The organism is Spongiibacter thalassae, assembly GCF_012272835.1.
Classification (GTDB): Bacteria; Pseudomonadota; Gammaproteobacteria; order Pseudomonadales; family Spongiibacteraceae; genus Spongiibacter; species Spongiibacter thalassae.
Genome location: NZ_JAAWWK010000003.1, coordinates 539343 through 554672 on the forward strand (window position 1 = coordinate 539343; position 15330 = coordinate 554672).

12 protein-coding genes and 1 pseudogene are annotated in these 15330 nt (G+C 51.2%); 4 read left to right on the forward strand and 9 right to left on the reverse strand.

Going from position 1 to position 15330, the window contains the following annotated elements; all coding sequences use genetic code 11:
• The 3 genes and pseudogenes from HCU74_RS11210 to HCU74_RS11220 form a co-directional block, all read right to left on the reverse strand.
• Window positions 1-1237 (reverse strand): annotated as a pseudogene (locus HCU74_RS11210) (hypothetical protein); the annotation flags it as partial.
• Between the two features lie 71 nt (window positions 1238-1308).
• The gene (locus HCU74_RS11215; protein ID WP_168450488.1) at window positions 1309-2208 is read right to left on the reverse strand and encodes a transglutaminase domain-containing protein; all 900 of its coding nucleotides are present in this window, start codon (window positions 2206-2208) and stop codon (window positions 1309-1311) included.
• Complete coding sequence (locus HCU74_RS11220) at window positions 2205-3089, reverse strand: rhodanese-like domain-containing protein (RefSeq protein ID WP_168450489.1); 885 nt, start codon at window positions 3087-3089, stop codon at window positions 2205-2207. The genes HCU74_RS11215 and HCU74_RS11220 overlap by 4 nt, the downstream gene beginning before the upstream one ends.
• A 451-nt stretch (window positions 3090-3540) precedes the next feature.
• On the opposite strand from HCU74_RS11220, the gene HCU74_RS11225 reads away from it, so the two are divergent.
• Complete coding sequence (locus HCU74_RS11225; RefSeq protein WP_246864578.1) at window positions 3541-3864, forward strand: hypothetical protein; 324 nt, start codon at window positions 3541-3543, stop codon at window positions 3862-3864.
• A 328-nt stretch (window positions 3865-4192) separates the two neighbouring features.
• On the opposite strand, the gene HCU74_RS11230 is transcribed toward HCU74_RS11225, so the two are convergent.
• From HCU74_RS11230 to HCU74_RS11250, 5 genes are all read right to left on the reverse strand, one after another.
• On the reverse strand, window positions 4193-5530 hold the full coding sequence (locus HCU74_RS11230) for an RES domain-containing protein (protein WP_168450490.1): 1338 nt from the start codon (window positions 5528-5530) through the stop codon (window positions 4193-4195).
• A gap of 2 nt (window positions 5531-5532) precedes the next feature.
• Window positions 5533-8148, reverse strand: coding sequence for an HD domain-containing protein (locus tag HCU74_RS11235; RefSeq protein ID WP_168450491.1), 2616 nt, complete (start codon window positions 8146-8148; stop codon window positions 5533-5535).
• Window positions 8149-8170: 22 nt separating this feature from the next.
• Window positions 8171-10657: an AAA family ATPase gene (locus HCU74_RS11240; RefSeq protein WP_168450492.1), complete on the reverse strand. Its 2487-nt coding sequence runs from the start codon at window positions 10655-10657 to the stop codon at window positions 8171-8173.
• Complete coding sequence (locus HCU74_RS11245) at window positions 10650-10895, reverse strand: hypothetical protein (protein ID WP_168450493.1); 246 nt, start codon at window positions 10893-10895, stop codon at window positions 10650-10652. Before HCU74_RS11245 ends, HCU74_RS11240 begins: the two co-directional genes overlap by 8 nt.
• 66 nt (window positions 10896-10961) lie before the next feature.
• On the reverse strand, window positions 10962-11696 hold the full coding sequence (locus HCU74_RS11250; protein WP_168450494.1) for a tyrosine-type recombinase/integrase: 735 nt from the start codon (window positions 11694-11696) through the stop codon (window positions 10962-10964).
• A gap of 200 nt (window positions 11697-11896) precedes the next feature.
• Between HCU74_RS11250 and HCU74_RS11255 the strand changes: the two genes are divergently transcribed.
• From HCU74_RS11255 to HCU74_RS11265, 3 genes are read left to right on the forward strand one after another with little or no spacing between them, the layout of a single operon-like run.
• Entirely contained in the window at window positions 11897-12589 is a 693-nt protein-coding gene (locus tag HCU74_RS11255) for a hypothetical protein (protein WP_168450495.1), read from the forward strand.
• Window positions 12580-14445 carry a hypothetical protein gene (locus tag HCU74_RS11260; RefSeq protein WP_168450496.1) on the forward strand — a complete coding sequence of 622 codons (1866 nt, stop codon included), beginning with the start codon at window positions 12580-12582 and terminating at the stop codon, window positions 14443-14445. Before HCU74_RS11255 ends, HCU74_RS11260 begins: the two co-directional genes overlap by 10 nt.
• Complete coding sequence (locus HCU74_RS11265) at window positions 14415-15233, forward strand: ATP-binding protein (RefSeq protein WP_168450497.1); 819 nt, start codon at window positions 14415-14417, stop codon at window positions 15231-15233. The genes HCU74_RS11260 and HCU74_RS11265 overlap by 31 nt, the downstream gene beginning before the upstream one ends.
• On the opposite strand, the gene HCU74_RS11270 is transcribed toward HCU74_RS11265, so the two are convergent.
• A partial coding sequence (locus HCU74_RS11270; RefSeq protein WP_168450498.1) for a transposase domain-containing protein occupies window positions 15234-15330 on the reverse strand: 97 nt, incomplete at its 5' end. It abuts the gene before it with no gap.

The window sequence follows — 15330 nt, forward strand, 5'->3', positions numbered from 1 at the left end:
CGACCGTCATCACATCCCCGGAGGGAATCACCAGGTCGCCCCGCTGGTACAACACGACGCCATCGCTGAGCGCAAAGGTTCCGGTTACTTCCAGTCGCGCCATATTCTCTACAGAACCGCCGCTAACCACCAGCGTATTGATCACGGCATCCTGAGCAAAAGTGAGCGTGCTACTGTCTGCCTCTAATGCCCCGATCTGCGAAGTACCGACAAAATTCAGCAGGCTGCTATTTGCCTCCAAGCTGGTGAAATTACTTTCTCCGCCGAACTCAATAATACTGTCCGCAAAGGATACGTCACTGGCCAGCACGTCACCCGTAACGTCAATACGTACCTGGTTCAATACCACGGGTTCATTAAATACGCTGCCGGGTAAAACCGTCGCCGCCGACCCATTGCCCAGGGCGCCGTTGTTAACTATCACCGTGCCCTGAGAAGCGGCATTGTCTTTAAGATAAATCGTGCCTGCACCGCCATCTTCACGGCCGTTGCCGCCTTTAACACCACCAACCGCCGAGATCTGGGCTGCCGGATCAAAGCCATTGAGAGAGTCGTAGTACAGCGCGATGCGCCCCCCGCCACCGCCGCCGCTATCGTAGTAGGTGCCACCGCCACCTCCATTGGCCTGAACTGTGCCCGAACCGCTAACGGTCCCTGCCTGAATCCAGATCGAGCCGCCGCTGCCACCGCCAGAGCGATCGTGATAGCCTCCATTGCTGCGGATCGTACCTTCCAGTGCAAGTGACTGGGCTTGTAGCTTTAACACCCCGCCGCCCCGGGTTCGATAAGAGGTGTTGTAATAACCACCCCGGCCGTAGTCGGTAGGCTGATACACATCCCCATAGGTGGGATTGGTGACATAATTCTCGTTGTTACTGAGCGTGCCTCCCAGACCACCATAACTGCCACCGGAGTAGGAGGAAGCGTCCGAAGACAACAAACCGTGCCCGTCCAGATCAATACTGGCTCCAGATTCAACAGTTAATGCATTTGCCTGAAGATCCAGTATTGGGGAAGACGTGCTGGAAGCGGTAGTTGTAGTAAGGACTGCAGTTCCCCGCAGCTCAATATTTTCAAACTGATGAGCGCCACTGATCGTGAGAGTGGTGCTTTCAACAATCAAATTGTTGCCGTCATAACTAAAGTCGTCATCGGCAATTGTGGTGGCCGAGGATATGGTGACTGTTGACTGAGCGTGGGCGGTAAACGCCGTTACCAACGCGAAACAAAGCCCCATAAAAATATCCAGAAGGCACTTCGACCAGCGCCTATAGCTTCCCTGCGGCACAGAATTTCCTCTAATTTTTCTCAGTTCATAACGGCCGTCAGGCGCCCGTCGACTTTATACCGGTGTGACCTGCCCAAGAGATTCCGTTCGACAGGCTGAATAATCTGAGTGGCAATATAATCCGCTTGTTGTGTTAAGAACACATGACGTTGAGGATCCACAATCTGCCACGCCCCTTCGAGATGAATTTCTACCCAGTTATGGAAATCAGCAGGACGTACAATCTGCGACCCGGTGACCACATAACCACTAACGCCCCGTGCTGGAATACCCTGCAGGCGCACCAGCGCCATAAACAACCGCATAAACTCGGTACAATCTCCGCGGCGATTTTGTAAGGCCCATAAAGCGCCGCGGTCGTCGGGTAGGTATTGCTCAGTGGCGAGGTGTGTCGTCACCCACTCAAAGACCGCCCTCGCCCTATCTCGGTCGGTACCGTTCCCATTCACAACAAGCGTTTGTGAGAGCTCGCGAAGCGCTGGATGATCAGTCTCCACCAGGGGCTCCGACTGCAGATACACTCTTGAGTCATCCAGCGCTTCAGCAATCGGTGCCTCGGAAACTGAAAGATTGCTACGTACGGTAATCACCTTGGTTTGATAGGGTGCGAGCACAGGTAGCACGAACTCAAGCACAGTATTTCCAAGGTCATCTGTGACTGTTTGGTAGCTGTGCGTTGCCGTGATTGCGTCCACATGTTGAATCGCCGTGTGATTCACCGGCGCGTAGGCTCTAAATGTTCCATTTTGAACCACCTCATTGCTGTTATTGGTAATGGAGAAACTGAACTGGAGAGTTCGCGTTGAGGTATACGAGGGACTCTCTTTGGTTGAAGCTTGTCGAAATATGATGGTTGCAGCAGTCATGACAAGAAGCCCCAGCACCAATGCCAGTCGGGTCGTGTACGATATGCTCTTCACCCGGCACTCCGTGCGTGCTGATCACAGATCTTGGGTTCTGCTGTTGTCCCCAATACCCAGCGTTTCGGCTGATTGCTCAAGGACAGCATATGCTCGTACGCGGGCAGACCGCCCTTCAAGTAACGCAAGCCATTCGCATTTTCGGGCCGAATGCCCAGAAGTGGTCGAGGAGACTCCCTGCTGTCGATCACCAAAATTCGATCCGTGCGGAGATCCATGTCTTTCGCTTGAGAGGAAAGGGTCGAACCGATCTTCTTTGTATCGACCACATCGCCCCACTCCGGACGTGACGGGACGTTAGGGTCATCGACCAGAAAGAGCAGCTTCCATCTGAACGACGAAGCTGCGCCAAGAAACTCTTGAGGTGTGATCTCCATCAGGGAGGCGCGAGTATCAGCGTGATTTCCGACCAAGAGACCTTTTGCCCATCGAGCCTGTATTCCGGACGTTTCAACCCATACCTGCTGCCCGCGTTCTCGCCGCAATTGAGTACATAATTCAAGCAAGCCTCTAATGTCGCCGTCGCCACCAGTCAGTATCAGTGGTGACGAGGCTAGAAAATGTCGCGATGCAATTAGATTGAGCGGGATATTTATGGCTTGTTCTATATGAATCTCGGCAAATCGTTCAGCGGGTCGAACATCAATGATCTGTAGCGAAGGGTACTTTTGTAGCAGGGAGGGCCCCACTGAATCTTTAAAGCAGGCAGAGTGATCTTGCTGAGTGTTGGCGAGTTCCGCCACATGCGCGGCATCGAGAGCAACTATTTGGGGGGAATTTGCAGGCACTGCCAAGCATGACTGTTCGGATTGGGCATGAGTGGCGCTCAACCCTAGACACGCCAAGCCGACGAGTAGATAAGCAATCCTTGCTGCTGACATGGTTTCCCTCTGTATTTCAGCTAATCAACACGCTCCCTAGTGTTGATCATATCGGCTACATCTTGTAGCAAACTCTGGCCACAACAACCGCGTAAACCCTTTTACAAAGGGTCCTTCACCGAGGTTCGCCCAAATTTAACAGGCAGACCAAAATAACTAGCCAGCAGAAATGACATTAGGTCATGTCGAACGCTATGAGCTCAACTCCACCCCTCAGCCTCTATGGCACAGCCGAGTCTATCAACGAATTTTAAAAAATCAACATTATGATTCAATAACTGTCGGGGACTTCAAAAAAACGAGAACTGATTTCACCATCATGTTGGCCTTGGCTCAGGAGTGAAAGGTGTGTTGGCCGGACGGATACCAGAGCTCAGCGCCTGGATGATATTGAAGCTTTGCTGCCCTGGCGAGCGCCGGAAACGCACGGCAACTCATTGAAGGCCGCATCATGAAACGGGTGATGAATATCAACATTGATCATCTTGATGCAGACGAGTTGATGGCGCTTAACCAGCGCATTATTGAACGGCTGAAAATGCTGGAATCGCTGCATGCACACCAATCGATGATGCAGTTCCATCCGGGTTCGAGAGTCAGCTTTGATACTCCTCAGGGCGAGCGCGCCCTCGCTACCGTGATGAAATTCAACCGTAAAACCGTCACCGTGGTCACGGACAGCGGGGAGCGCTGGAATGTCTCACCGCACCTGCTCTCAGCGATCAAGGATACGGCAAAATCGTCTGTAATCGATGGACGAATAGAAAACGACTGAGTGCAAGAGTGCCGTTGGTTGAGCGCTTACGATACTGCGCGACTGGGCCGGTGTCGAAAAGGCCAGTTCCCACAGCGGGCGTCGTTCCTTAATCACGAATGTGATCCATAAGCAAAAGAAATCCGTGAAAGTCGCTCAAAAAATTGCGGGGCACGTCAATCCGTCGACTACTCTCATCTACGAAGAGCCACCCGAAGAGCAAATAAAAGATGCCCTGGACAAACTTTAAAAGCTGACGATTTTGTGAAAGTTTGCCACTATTGGCACCACAGTGCGGGATATTTCTTTTTGGGGATACTCTTGTAGGTTAGCAACCAAGTTTACGCCACTAAAAGAAGTAGTCAAAATCGTCATCAGGGTAGTCAAAAAACATCGCTAGTTCTCTGTCGACAATATCCCTTTCTGTCGTTTCGTGAGTTATGCGTTTAACCTGATGATGGATGAGTGATTCAGGCTTCACTTTAATTCCGGATTGCCCGGCACCAAATCCATCTGAACTGTGGTTATCCTTCCGTAAAATGTGCGGAAAAAGAACTATATTCTTTCCACCTGCCCGCTGTACCGAGTTGAAAACAATACCATCAATCCTGGGTGTTGCATGTCGTGCCAAATATTCAGACATAGCTTGTGTTGGTAAGTAATCGAATTCATCTCCGTCCAACACAGGTTGTGCTATCAATCGCTCCAGCTGTCGAAGTAATTCTCTATCGATGCGCTTTTCCAAGTAATCGTCCTCAAACATACTCTCAATTTTTCTGTGGTAGCTCGTGGACAGTAAAGTGAGATCTAATAATACGACTTTTTCGGTCAGTTCGAATTCTCCGGAAATTACCTGCTCTCCTATAGACGGGCGGAGTTCAGCAACACAGGTTTCCCTGTCTGCCGCGCCATAAAAATAACTAATACCCTTTGGATTCATGCGGCCTTCAGTAGCAAATTCATCTGGCGGATTGCTTAACTCTACGTCAGGATCGTCTACTATCGCTTGAAATACTTTATCGCTCGTTGCTTTCCTTGCTCGAAATATGGGCATTGATCTAGGTGCATATTCGATGACGACGGGTTGATTGGATCGCCTGCCATAATTGGTTAAATCCTGAGAATTTTGCGGGAGTTCCCAGCTATGTACTTCTTGTATCCCATCAAATAGGCAATCGAAAAACTCTTTGGCGCTGTTATTGAAATATCGTGTGTGGTGTTTAAGACTCCGGACAAATACCTCCCAGCGGTACTCGACCTGAGCTAAGTATAGCTTGCGTTTTTGATAACATTGACACGAATCGATGAGGGCCTCACCACCTTGCATCACTTCATAAGTATCACCTTCTGACATCAATTCTATTAGGGTATCTAAGACTTCTTCCTCGTCGCGAACGAAATCAACTAGTTCCCCCAATAGAAGATTTGGTTCGTCCCCTCGTTGCTCATAGTCAACTCTGTCAGAGTCAGACCTAACTACCGGCTGGTATTCACCAATGTGGTACCACTCACGCCAGATTTCTTCCAGCCAAGTTGCTAGCTCACGAAAAGTAACTACATATACTGATTCTGTATGGCAGATACTGCAGTTTCCCTTCATGCTGCAAAGTTGAATTTTCGCTTGTAGCCCTCGGTCACTGGTGCAATCGGTGCAAAAAAGGGAATTCTCATCATAGAAATCGGACATTTTTAAAAATCAATTTGGTCGTTATCTTCGCAGCGAAAAACAGTCACCCTGCGAGTGATTCTTGATAATCCGACATTGCCAACCACACGTTCTTCATCATATTCCTGTACATTCTCACACCATACACGTCGTATCAGTTCCATGACGTAATCGGCTACATTCGAACTACTCAATATGGATCGCCCTGTAATATTTTTTGGCCAACTATTTTTTGCCGTTTTTAGAATGCTCCCGTCATATTTAAGTACAACAACAATATCTTCTGCAATTTCAAATTCTTCACGAAATTCCTTAGGATGAACGTCATCTAGATCCTCGTCGTAGTCGAAATCTCCCTCAAAACTGATCGCTATTTCCTTTGATGTGCCGAGACGTTCTTCAAACTCAGTCTCTGTCAACCAATCCGTTCCCCACTTAACCAATTTAAGATTGCCAATCTTGCCACCGCACTCCAACACTACTTCGGCGGAACGGGCTTGACGTTCCTCGTCTTTCACTGTGGCTACGATCAATTCGGCCTGCATCGACGCCCACTGACCTAACGCGTCTTGTGTTGCTAGCGGCTGAGCTGCGTCTCTAGCGGCTGTAACGGCTTCGCCTAGCAACACACCCTGCACGTTTTGCAAAGGAGCAGCACGCAATCCGGATATTGTTACCCAGCCTCCTCCGACAGAAAAAAAGGACCGTGAAGGCGAAATGAATGCCCGGCCGTATACTTGGCCTCTATCATCTTTAATCGATTGCATGAGCGTCCGGTCTGCTTTCGGTGTATCAGTTTCAGCGCGATCAAGCGTTGGATTCAGCCTACGGACGAGATCGAAATCGCTGATCTTCAGCCAATCGCCAGGCTGCGATATCTGGTGCGCTCCGTCCTGCGTCATCACTTCAATAGCGACATTGAGATTTGGGGCAACCGCTCCGACAAGCGCATCCAACGTCATCACCCGTTTGGTGTAGGAGTTGATGTGCAGCAATCCTCCGGACTCGCCCGGAGGGTGCTTCAGTAAAATCTCGACGCGCGTTCCTCCATCGATTGGCACCGGTTCTCCAGGAAACGGGGAGAGAATTGGTCTGGCGCTAGTCCCGCCCCGAAACTCTAACAATCGTGCTGCATCCTGCCCTTTATCGCAGCGGCGCGAATACACCCGCACAACGGGACCCAACATAAACACGGAGAAAAAACCGATGCCGAATCGACCGATGGCGTGCATGCCCGCAGCCATCAGCCCGGGAAACTCTTCCATCGCAAGAGGTGATCGCCAAAACGAGGTCCCAAAATCCAGAAGCGGGCCAGTCAAGACCTGCTCTGACATACCAATACCGTTGTCCTCAACAATGAGCCAGCTGTCATCCCCTTCCGAGACGATAGCAACGGTGATGAGCCCCCAGTTCGCGGGCCGACTTTGGAACTTGCGCCTAGCCTGTATTGAATCGGCTGCGTTTTGAATGAGTTCACGTAAAGCAACGGTGGGATCGTCGCCGTAGAGTTTTGATCCCCCGAGATTCTCGACGATACGAGGCACATCGGAGACTTGAAGTCGGGCATCAACTGGGCGCCAACCTCGGGTTTTAACCGTTCGAGCAAGGATCTCCGGCGACCCAACGCCTTTAACGCGCCGTGCCTTCAATACTTCACGACCACGCCCCTGAAGAAGTGAATCAACATCCCGAAGTTCTCGGTCAACAGCGTTTAATATATCATAAGCCAACCACCATGCTTCAGCTTCCTCTCGCCCGAACGGTTGCCCCGTCGTGAAAACTGCGGCGTCGAGTTCTATATGAGGCCTTGCCAATCGCTCCTGAAATGACCAATGAAGTGCCGAAATTCCGCTTGGGTTTGTAATTGCACGTAGAAATCTTGGCGCGCGTCGACTGTCGAGATGCAAGGCATCGGCGATGCGAAGTAGGCAGGCGAGTTTAACCCGATCCACCCGATTACGAGTCCGGTTTGCTAGCCCTCCTAAATCCTCCGAGAATTCCTGCTCCACCTTCTGCACTGACCACCAGTGACTGTGCGCAATCTGACCTATCGTCGGACCGTAGAAGTGGCGTAGGTCGGAATTTTCGACGAGATACATGTCTACTCCGTCGGCTGTGCGCCACGATTGTTCAGCAAGATCCTCAGCACGTTCGGCATGTAACCTACGAAGAACCTCTGGGACTATCCGCTGCACAATTGCTTCTGGTGGGTTCTCAACGTCGAGTTTGTCGTCGCCACTTTCCTCAAATGCCAATGCTAGCCCGGCAACAGCGTCCTTCCACGCCGTTGTTGTCTTCACTTCCGCAATACCGTCTGGATAAGCAGCCAAACTCATCGCAGCATCATGCAGTAAAATGCTGGAACCAAAAACAAATGCTTCTGCAGGATTGATATTGATAGCTCCCTCAGCGACCAAGGACGCCATATCCCACAATGCATCCAGATGACTGATGTCGTGAACGGTCATTCCCGGTAGGTCGACAGCAATCCTAGAAACGAGCAGCGCTGCACGCTCTCGAACTAGCTGGTATTGCGAGCTAAAAAATTCCTGTTCTTCCGTGGTGCTGTCTGATCGCGGCGTAAGGAAAGCCTGACGCCAGAGCCATGTTTGCCGAAAATCTGGGCCGCTAACGGTCATAGAACCCTCATATTATTCGAAGTTATTGAGTCACATCAGAATCAGACGGACCAGAAAATTCAAACTGTGTTTCGCAACCGCCATGCAAGCAGACAGGTTTCTTCATAGTGAAGGGACGTTGAAACTTGGTCCTGTAGCATTTCTTACAGAAAAATTGGCTACGGAACGTTTTGAATTCCTCCCAGCGCGCTTGCTCATCGCCGATTGAGCCATACCCATACGGTATATCCTGGAAGTGGCTGCCAAAATTTTCGATCTCTCCTTTTGCTAAACTAGCAAGAAAACGATTACTCACACCTGCCACAGGCGGAGGCTCCAGTTTTAGGCCTTTGAGAAAGCCTGCAAGTGCTGATGCTAGCTCGCTGCGTTCGTAGGAATAGGCCTTTTCCAGAGGTCTTATACGCACGCTGACACCAAAATCCCGACATATTCCGAGAAGCCACTCCTCCTCAGCTTGGCGCATCTCGTTAGCTGCAGATTGACCTGCTGCCCAACGCGCCTCGATCATTTCATCACTGACTTTGTGGTCGGCGAAGCGTGGTCCGTAGGCTGGATCAAGACCAATTATACGAGTGAAATGCCACATTTTCGGTTCTAGCTGGTCCTTCAGATAGTTGAAGAACCGCTCGTCGTGGGTGGTTACAAGGATTTGAAAGCTGCCAAACATCGTGGCGATGAGTCCAGAGATGGCTCGCCGATGATCGGCATCGTAGGAGGTGACGATATCGTCCAGCGCCATGATAGGCGCGGCAGTGTTGAACTGCTTGATCGCTGCCATTCGTAGCGCCAACGCCACCGAGTGAATCTGGGAGTCGCTCAAATAACCGCTTGGCTGCACGCCAGTCCTATTCTCGGCAAAATCGATTAGCAGATTAAGTCGCTGCTGGTTGGCATCTTCTTCCGACGGAAGTTCCAGACGAATCGTCGTCGCGTCCCCCCCCTGGATCAGCTTGTAGATATCGTTCATAGGTATCTGGAGCTGGTCGAGCAGAGCCTGTACTTTCCTGCGAATCTCGGCGCTAACAGTTGTCCCCTGAGTCGCTAAGGCCTCCGATAGCTTTGTCAACTCGTCGTGCGTCCGCTGCACAAGATCCCGTTCGTCCTGAAGCTCCAGCAAACGATCTATTTTCGACTTCCCATTAACATAAGTGTGCTCGCCCTGCCTCGCCTCAATCTCAACGATGGATTCTTCAACCGAAGTGATAAGCGCGGCGATCGCGGCGATAATATCCGCTGAAGCTGGTGGGTCGCTCTCGGGCCACGTGGCAAGGTTATCTCGATACGTAGTGAGGTTAATCCTCAAAGCCGGCTGATTGTCAAGCAGTCCTATCAGTCCGGGTAACGCTGCCAGCAGCTGGGTATGGGCCACTGAAGCGGCCGCTTGGGCCTCGTCAAGGGCACTTTTCGCAGCAGCATAGTCAGCCAACTCTCCCAGATGCCGTGCTATATGGTCCCTAACTCCTTTGCTGCTGCCTGCAGTCGAATCGGCTATTGGAGTTGAACAGACCGGGCAATCTTTCGGAGCCTCCACTCCATCCGCAAATAACGGTTCAGCTGCATTCCACAGGACCTGAAACGCCGAGTTCGCAGCCTTCCTCCGCTCCTCCTTTTCCTTATTAGCCGCGCGTGACAATTTTGCCAACGCCGCGTCGAAAGCCGGAATCGCGCCGCTGATGACAACCTCGCCATCATCCGTGTTCGTTGTCTTTGCCCACAATGTCTCAGCGGAACTACGAATCTGTCGTAAACCCGCGAGCCCGATTTTGTTCGCCTCTGCTTGGGCACGTGCCGCTAAGGTAATGTACGCGGCGTCAGTTTTCGCTAAAGCCGTGAGTGCCAACGCAGGATCCAGAGGTGTTAAAACCGAGAAGTTAGCATAGGCAAGCACCGCCGCCGCTTCCCAGGCATTTACTACCTGCCCTGTTTCCCTCGCGAGTAGAGTATCAATGCGCTGTAGTTCGCTTTTGTTCTCGGTGGCGCCCTTAACTTGGGCGCGCAGAGCGCGCAAATTTTTCTGAACCTCAACCAATGGGCCGAGTTGGAGCCAATTGGCGACGTCGGTGTAGCGCTGTTCAGGCGTATGATCTTCGACAAACGTGCGCAACCCGTGCCCGTGGATGATTGGTGACACCGTAAAGCAAGCGGTCAGGGTTGCACCTGCTGCTGGGATAGGCCGATTGGCGCCTGTGGCAGCGCGACTACCGTTTATTTGGCCTTCTTTGGACACAACGTTGATCGTCACGGCCGGTGCAATATCCGCATCCTCCGCTAGAATGTGCGCCAGCGCTAACGGCCCGGCTTGGTTATTGATAGCACGCCGCCCGAGTCGGGCGAGGGTGCCATCCTTTGAAAACATGAACTCCAGTGCATCAATGACGCTGGATTTGCCATTACCGTTCGGCGCAAAAACCGCCAGGCAGCGTTTCTTACTGAAATCAAACGTCTTAGGCTGAAGATAGGCACGGAATCCAGCAAGCTCCAACGATTGGAGGAAATAAGGATCAGCCATCGTCCCTCTCCGGTTGTGGTGGATTTGCCCTTTCACTTGCAAGCTGCAGGATGGCGCCCTTAGCCTTTGCTACCGCATCACTGGCCGGTGAAGTCGTAAGCAGATGTTGAGATAGGATTTCTGCCAAGCGAGTATCGATGTTGTCTTGCTCAAGAAGCGTTTTGCCCAAGCTCGCCAGAAAGTCCTCAGGACTCTCAGAGACGTTTACGTCTTGCCGTGTCTTTTCGTCTTGATTCATCGTTTTACCCCTAAACTTGGAATTCTTATTGCCAGCATAACCCAGCGGCAATTGCGAAAATCGATGCTAATGAAAATCCACCCCGTCCAAAAAGTGCCCCCCATCGGCGGTGAGCACATTGGTGTAGATTTCCGTACTTTCAATCGATTTGTGTCCGAGGAGCTGGCTCACGATTTTCAGCGGCCGTCCATGCAGTAGCAGATGAATGGCAAAGCTGTGCCGAAAGGTGTGACACGTGATATTGATCGGCGCGCCCCCTACCCGCTCCACCAGATCATGAATATGCCGGTTCACCGTCTGCCGGGCCATGGTGAAGATCCGCTCGTCCTTCCGAAAATGCCCCGCGTACAGGTAGCTCTGAATGCGGTCGACCACAATGGGATCTACGATAGGGATCGCTCGCTTGGGACTGCGCGCCAGCTGTACATTTGTTGGCCGCCCTGGCCGCTGTTTCAGGGTGCGCAGCACCACGAGGAAATCGTAGCCATCGTCGATAAAGTGGCTGGGGGTGAGGGCCAGGACTTCGGAAATGCGAGCGCCGGTAGTCCACATGAGGTCTTGAATCAGGCGGTAGGTCGGGTGTTTTTCGGCGTCGAGCAGGCCGAGAATTTCGGGTTTGAGGAGATAGGCTGGCATCGCCTCGACGGTATCGAGCACCATCTCGCGCTTGGCGATCAGGCGCTTCCAATCGATCTGGACGTGCTGAATGGGGAACGTATCCAAGCGCGGCTCATTCGGGTAGAAGAGCCGTTTGGGTCGGGGCGCCGGAAATGCCCCGCCGCTGTCCTGAATCCGTACCATTTCACCTAAATCCCTGGTGCACTTTTATCCCTGTTATACGCCTCGGGTTTGAGCGGTGCAACCCCAAAAATCCGCCTAAACAAGGGGAAATCCGGCGGGTTCCAGAATAGGTGTAAATGGTGCAACTTCGGCTCTTTTAATTATTGTGAAAACACGTTAAATAATAGAGTTATGCTGACGCGTTTCAGTGAGGCGATATTATGCCAACACCTTCGGACTTTCGTGCTATTGATACACCCGCCCACCATCGCTCAGTGGTGGCCGAATCGTTAGTGCCTTGCCAAGTACCCACCCCAAAGAAATTACGCGTCGCAACGGATTGCTACGAGCAGCACTTTGTAAAATTTCCGTTTGTCGCCACGCTACATAGTTACAGCGAGTACCTCTACGCCGGCCTGCTGGAGGGCGACCCTAAGGTTGGCAGTTTTGTTCCCCAGCCCTTTCGGCTACGAGTTGGACGGCGAAAGTATATCCCCGACTTCTATGTCGTAAGTGGCCAGCATCGAATTGTTATCGAGTTGAAAGCACGCGGGGAGTTTGACCGGGCGCTGAGAGTCCCCCTCGAGGCTTTTTTCGATTTTTATGGGATGAAATTTTCAATTATCAGCAATGATACTGCGTTAACACGTGAACGAGAGGCTCTGACATGGCTAGATATCACGCGTCGACTCGCAAGTGCTGGCGACATTGATACTGGTGCATTGGAGTACAAGCTGTATGATCAAATTCAAATGGGAGGAAACATAGAGTTTGGGGATATCATCGACGAGGGAGATCGAGCAGGTAGTTACACAAAAGAAATTGCGCTATTACGTCTATTGCACAGGGGCAAATTGCAGGCAGACTTAACGACACCATTGCAATACGACACGGTACTGCGCTCATGCACCTAACATGGCGGCAACGGCTAATTTATCAGCCGGAGCTGCTAGATTTAAAGGCTTGGCCTTGTGTTGATGTGGCGGCGCTGGCTAAAAACAAGCGGGCCTTGTTTCAGCGAAATTTACAAATCGTCACCCGATGCCTGGCACGAGAAAAACTATCGGATATAGCCGATGATCTGGGCTTATCTACGTCAAGAGTCAGTCGGATACTGGACCGTGCCCTCGGTGGTAACGGCGCAGAGCCACCGCCGCTAACACACGGACTCATACCTTATAAACCCATAAAAAATAAAGTTCAACGCAAAATACCGTTACCCACGCTTGCACAGAACAGTGGCGCGCGCGCGGGATTTCAATATGTGCTTAAGACCTGCCCAAACCTCCGGGTATCGTTAGACCGATTAATTCGGTCGTCTATTAAAAAACGCCCACATGGGCAAAATCTGACTATCAACGCGTTTCACCAAGCCTTCCTTCGTTTTTTGAGAGAACAACATTGGCCTCAGGACACCTACCCGTTCACCACAGAGTCCCTGGGTTACGAGTCCGTTCGCAAGTACTATCACGAGCGAGTGTTTGCTTTGACAAGCCCAAAACCCAAGCGCAGACTTATTCGTTCATCATTCGTCCAAACCCATGCTTTCGATGCCGTCGAGATTGATGCACATACCACTGACGTACAGACGTCGGTCACACTAGAATTTAACGGGCAGACGTCCGAACTCCCGATCTCTCGAGTCGCGCTGTTATTGGCGGTCGATGTCGCATCGGATACATACCTAGCCACCCATCTCTGCCTAAGAAATCAGATATCACAGTTTGACTTGTTAACACTGCTGGCGCTATTGCCCGGTAACTACCGATTACCCGCGTTCACTGTCCCTGATTTACCGAGTGTAGTAACACCGTGTGTGCCCGCGGATCTTACCGCCGAGATGGAATACGCCGCCATCGGGATGATTAAGCTCGATAATGCCTTCGCACATATCGCCCACAGTGTTCGGAACGACATCTGTATTAGGCTAGGCGCCTCGCTAAACCTCGGTTTGCCTGCGCACCCAAAAGGCCGAAACCTAGTGGAGCATGCCTTCACCCATTTCACGGAATTAGCGCATCGGTTTGCATCGACCACAGGAAGCCATCCAAGAGATTCGCGCCGCGCCAAACGCACTAAGACGCCGTTACTTAGTCTAAATGCGTTTGAACAATTCATAGCGGCCCGGTTGGCGGAACACAATACAAGGCCGCAAGCGCGGCTTGGGGGAGTCAGTGCACTCGAGTACCTTAGGCAGGATTTAACACATCGGCCGATACGCATTAACCCGAAGGCACTCAGTCCGTGGTTTAGCCCATTCAACATGCGCGGAACGGCAATTGTTCGGCACACACCGGGTGATAAGAGGATGCCACATATCAACTTTCTCGGTGTTCGCTATAGCCCAGATAAGCCCTTGATTTCAAGCAACATTCGAAAAAAAATCAATATTCAGTATGACTGGCGTGATATACGGACGCTGAATGCTTATTCCCCGTCCGGTGAGGAGCTAGGTGTGTTTCGTGCTCCTTTGAGTTGGCAACGCTTTCCACACAGCGTTATGACTCGTCGAGCGATTACAAAACTGCAAAAGACACATAAATTTACTACGCCGGACATCCTCGGAGGGTACTTTGATCATCTATTGGTCCATAAAAAATTACCAGATGCAGCCCGAGAGCTTATTCGGCTCTATCGAGAGTACGGGATAGGCGGTTCATGGACCGCTGAACCCAAAGGTATTGTCCCCGCTCAACCATCAATCATGTCAAGTCATACCCCCAGAAGAAAGATAAAAGCATGGGCAGCCTTGATGAAGGAGGACAAATAATGGCCTCGAGGTCTAATCAATTACCGCCTGACCATCCGATATACAACCCCAATGGCTTTGTTATTGAGACACCTATGTGTTTTGAGTTGGAGCAGTGTCTAACTCAGTGGTTGCGACTTGGCCGAACAGGCGGCGTGGTGCTAGGGGACTCTCGGGCTGGCAAATCCACCGCCGTAGAAATGGTCGGTAAGCGCTTGAAAACGCGATCTGATGAGGTGATTCCCGCCTGCTTTATTAGTCTATGTAACCGTGATGTCAAAACGATTGCAGCGGTCTATCGCAACATTTGGTTTTCAGTCAACGGGACGTACAAAACGAAAAACTCCTCTGATCAAATGTGCTACGACCTCGTTCATTGTTTCGCTGACATGTCATTTGCCAACAATGCGCGGCAAGTTGCTCTATTTGTCGACGAGATGCAGTATCTAACCATTGAACAATTCGCCCCTTTCGTGGAACTCGGCAATAAATTACGGCTTTTAGGCACAAATCTATCGGTTATTTTTATCGGCAACTGGTCTGAATGTGAGCTTATGCTGCAAAACATTACAACTCGACAAGAGCTTGAGATGCTTCGTGGACGTTTTTTCAAGGATTCATTTTCCTTCAAAAGCGTCACATCGTTACAAGACGTCGACGCGTGCCTCTCGAAACTTGGCGCCTACAAATACCCTACAGATGCGAAGTATTCATTGACTCAATGTGCGATGAAAGGTGTTGTGCCGTCAAACTGGAAACTCACGAGCTTAGCGCCGAAAATCTGTAAGCCTCCGGTAATCCCCGGTTGATCAAGGCGTCCAATTGTGCGGCAGCAGCTCTTCGATTTTAGAGGCCTTCTGCGTTGGCAACCGTTCCATCACATCTTGCAAATACGCCTGCGGATTG

Coding starts and splice junctions, on each gene's coding strand:
- HCU74_RS11220 (WP_168450489.1), bottom strand. CDS start 3,089: ATGTCAGCAGCAAGGATTGCTTATCTACTCGTCGGCTTGGCGTGTCTA.
- HCU74_RS11225 (WP_246864578.1), top strand. CDS start 3,541: ATGAAACGGGTGATGAATATCAACATTGATCATCTTGATGCAGACGAG.
- HCU74_RS11230 (WP_168450490.1), bottom strand. CDS start 5,530: ATGTCCGATTTCTATGATGAGAATTCCCTTTTTTGCACCGATTGCACC.
- HCU74_RS11235 (WP_168450491.1), bottom strand. CDS start 8,148: ATGACCGTTAGCGGCCCAGATTTTCGGCAAACATGGCTCTGGCGTCAG.
- HCU74_RS11240 (WP_168450492.1), bottom strand. CDS start 10,657: ATGGCTGATCCTTATTTCCTCCAATCGTTGGAGCTTGCTGGATTCCGT.
- HCU74_RS11245 (WP_168450493.1), bottom strand. CDS start 10,895: ATGAATCAAGACGAAAAGACACGGCAAGACGTAAACGTCTCTGAGAGT.
- HCU74_RS11250 (WP_168450494.1), bottom strand. CDS start 11,696: ATGGTACGGATTCAGGACAGCGGCGGGGCATTTCCGGCGCCCCGACCC.
- HCU74_RS11255 (WP_168450495.1), top strand. CDS start 11,897: ATGCCAACACCTTCGGACTTTCGTGCTATTGATACACCCGCCCACCAT.
- HCU74_RS11260 (WP_168450496.1), top strand. CDS start 12,580: ATGCACCTAACATGGCGGCAACGGCTAATTTATCAGCCGGAGCTGCTA.
- HCU74_RS11265 (WP_168450497.1), top strand. CDS start 14,415: ATGGGCAGCCTTGATGAAGGAGGACAAATAATGGCCTCGAGGTCTAAT.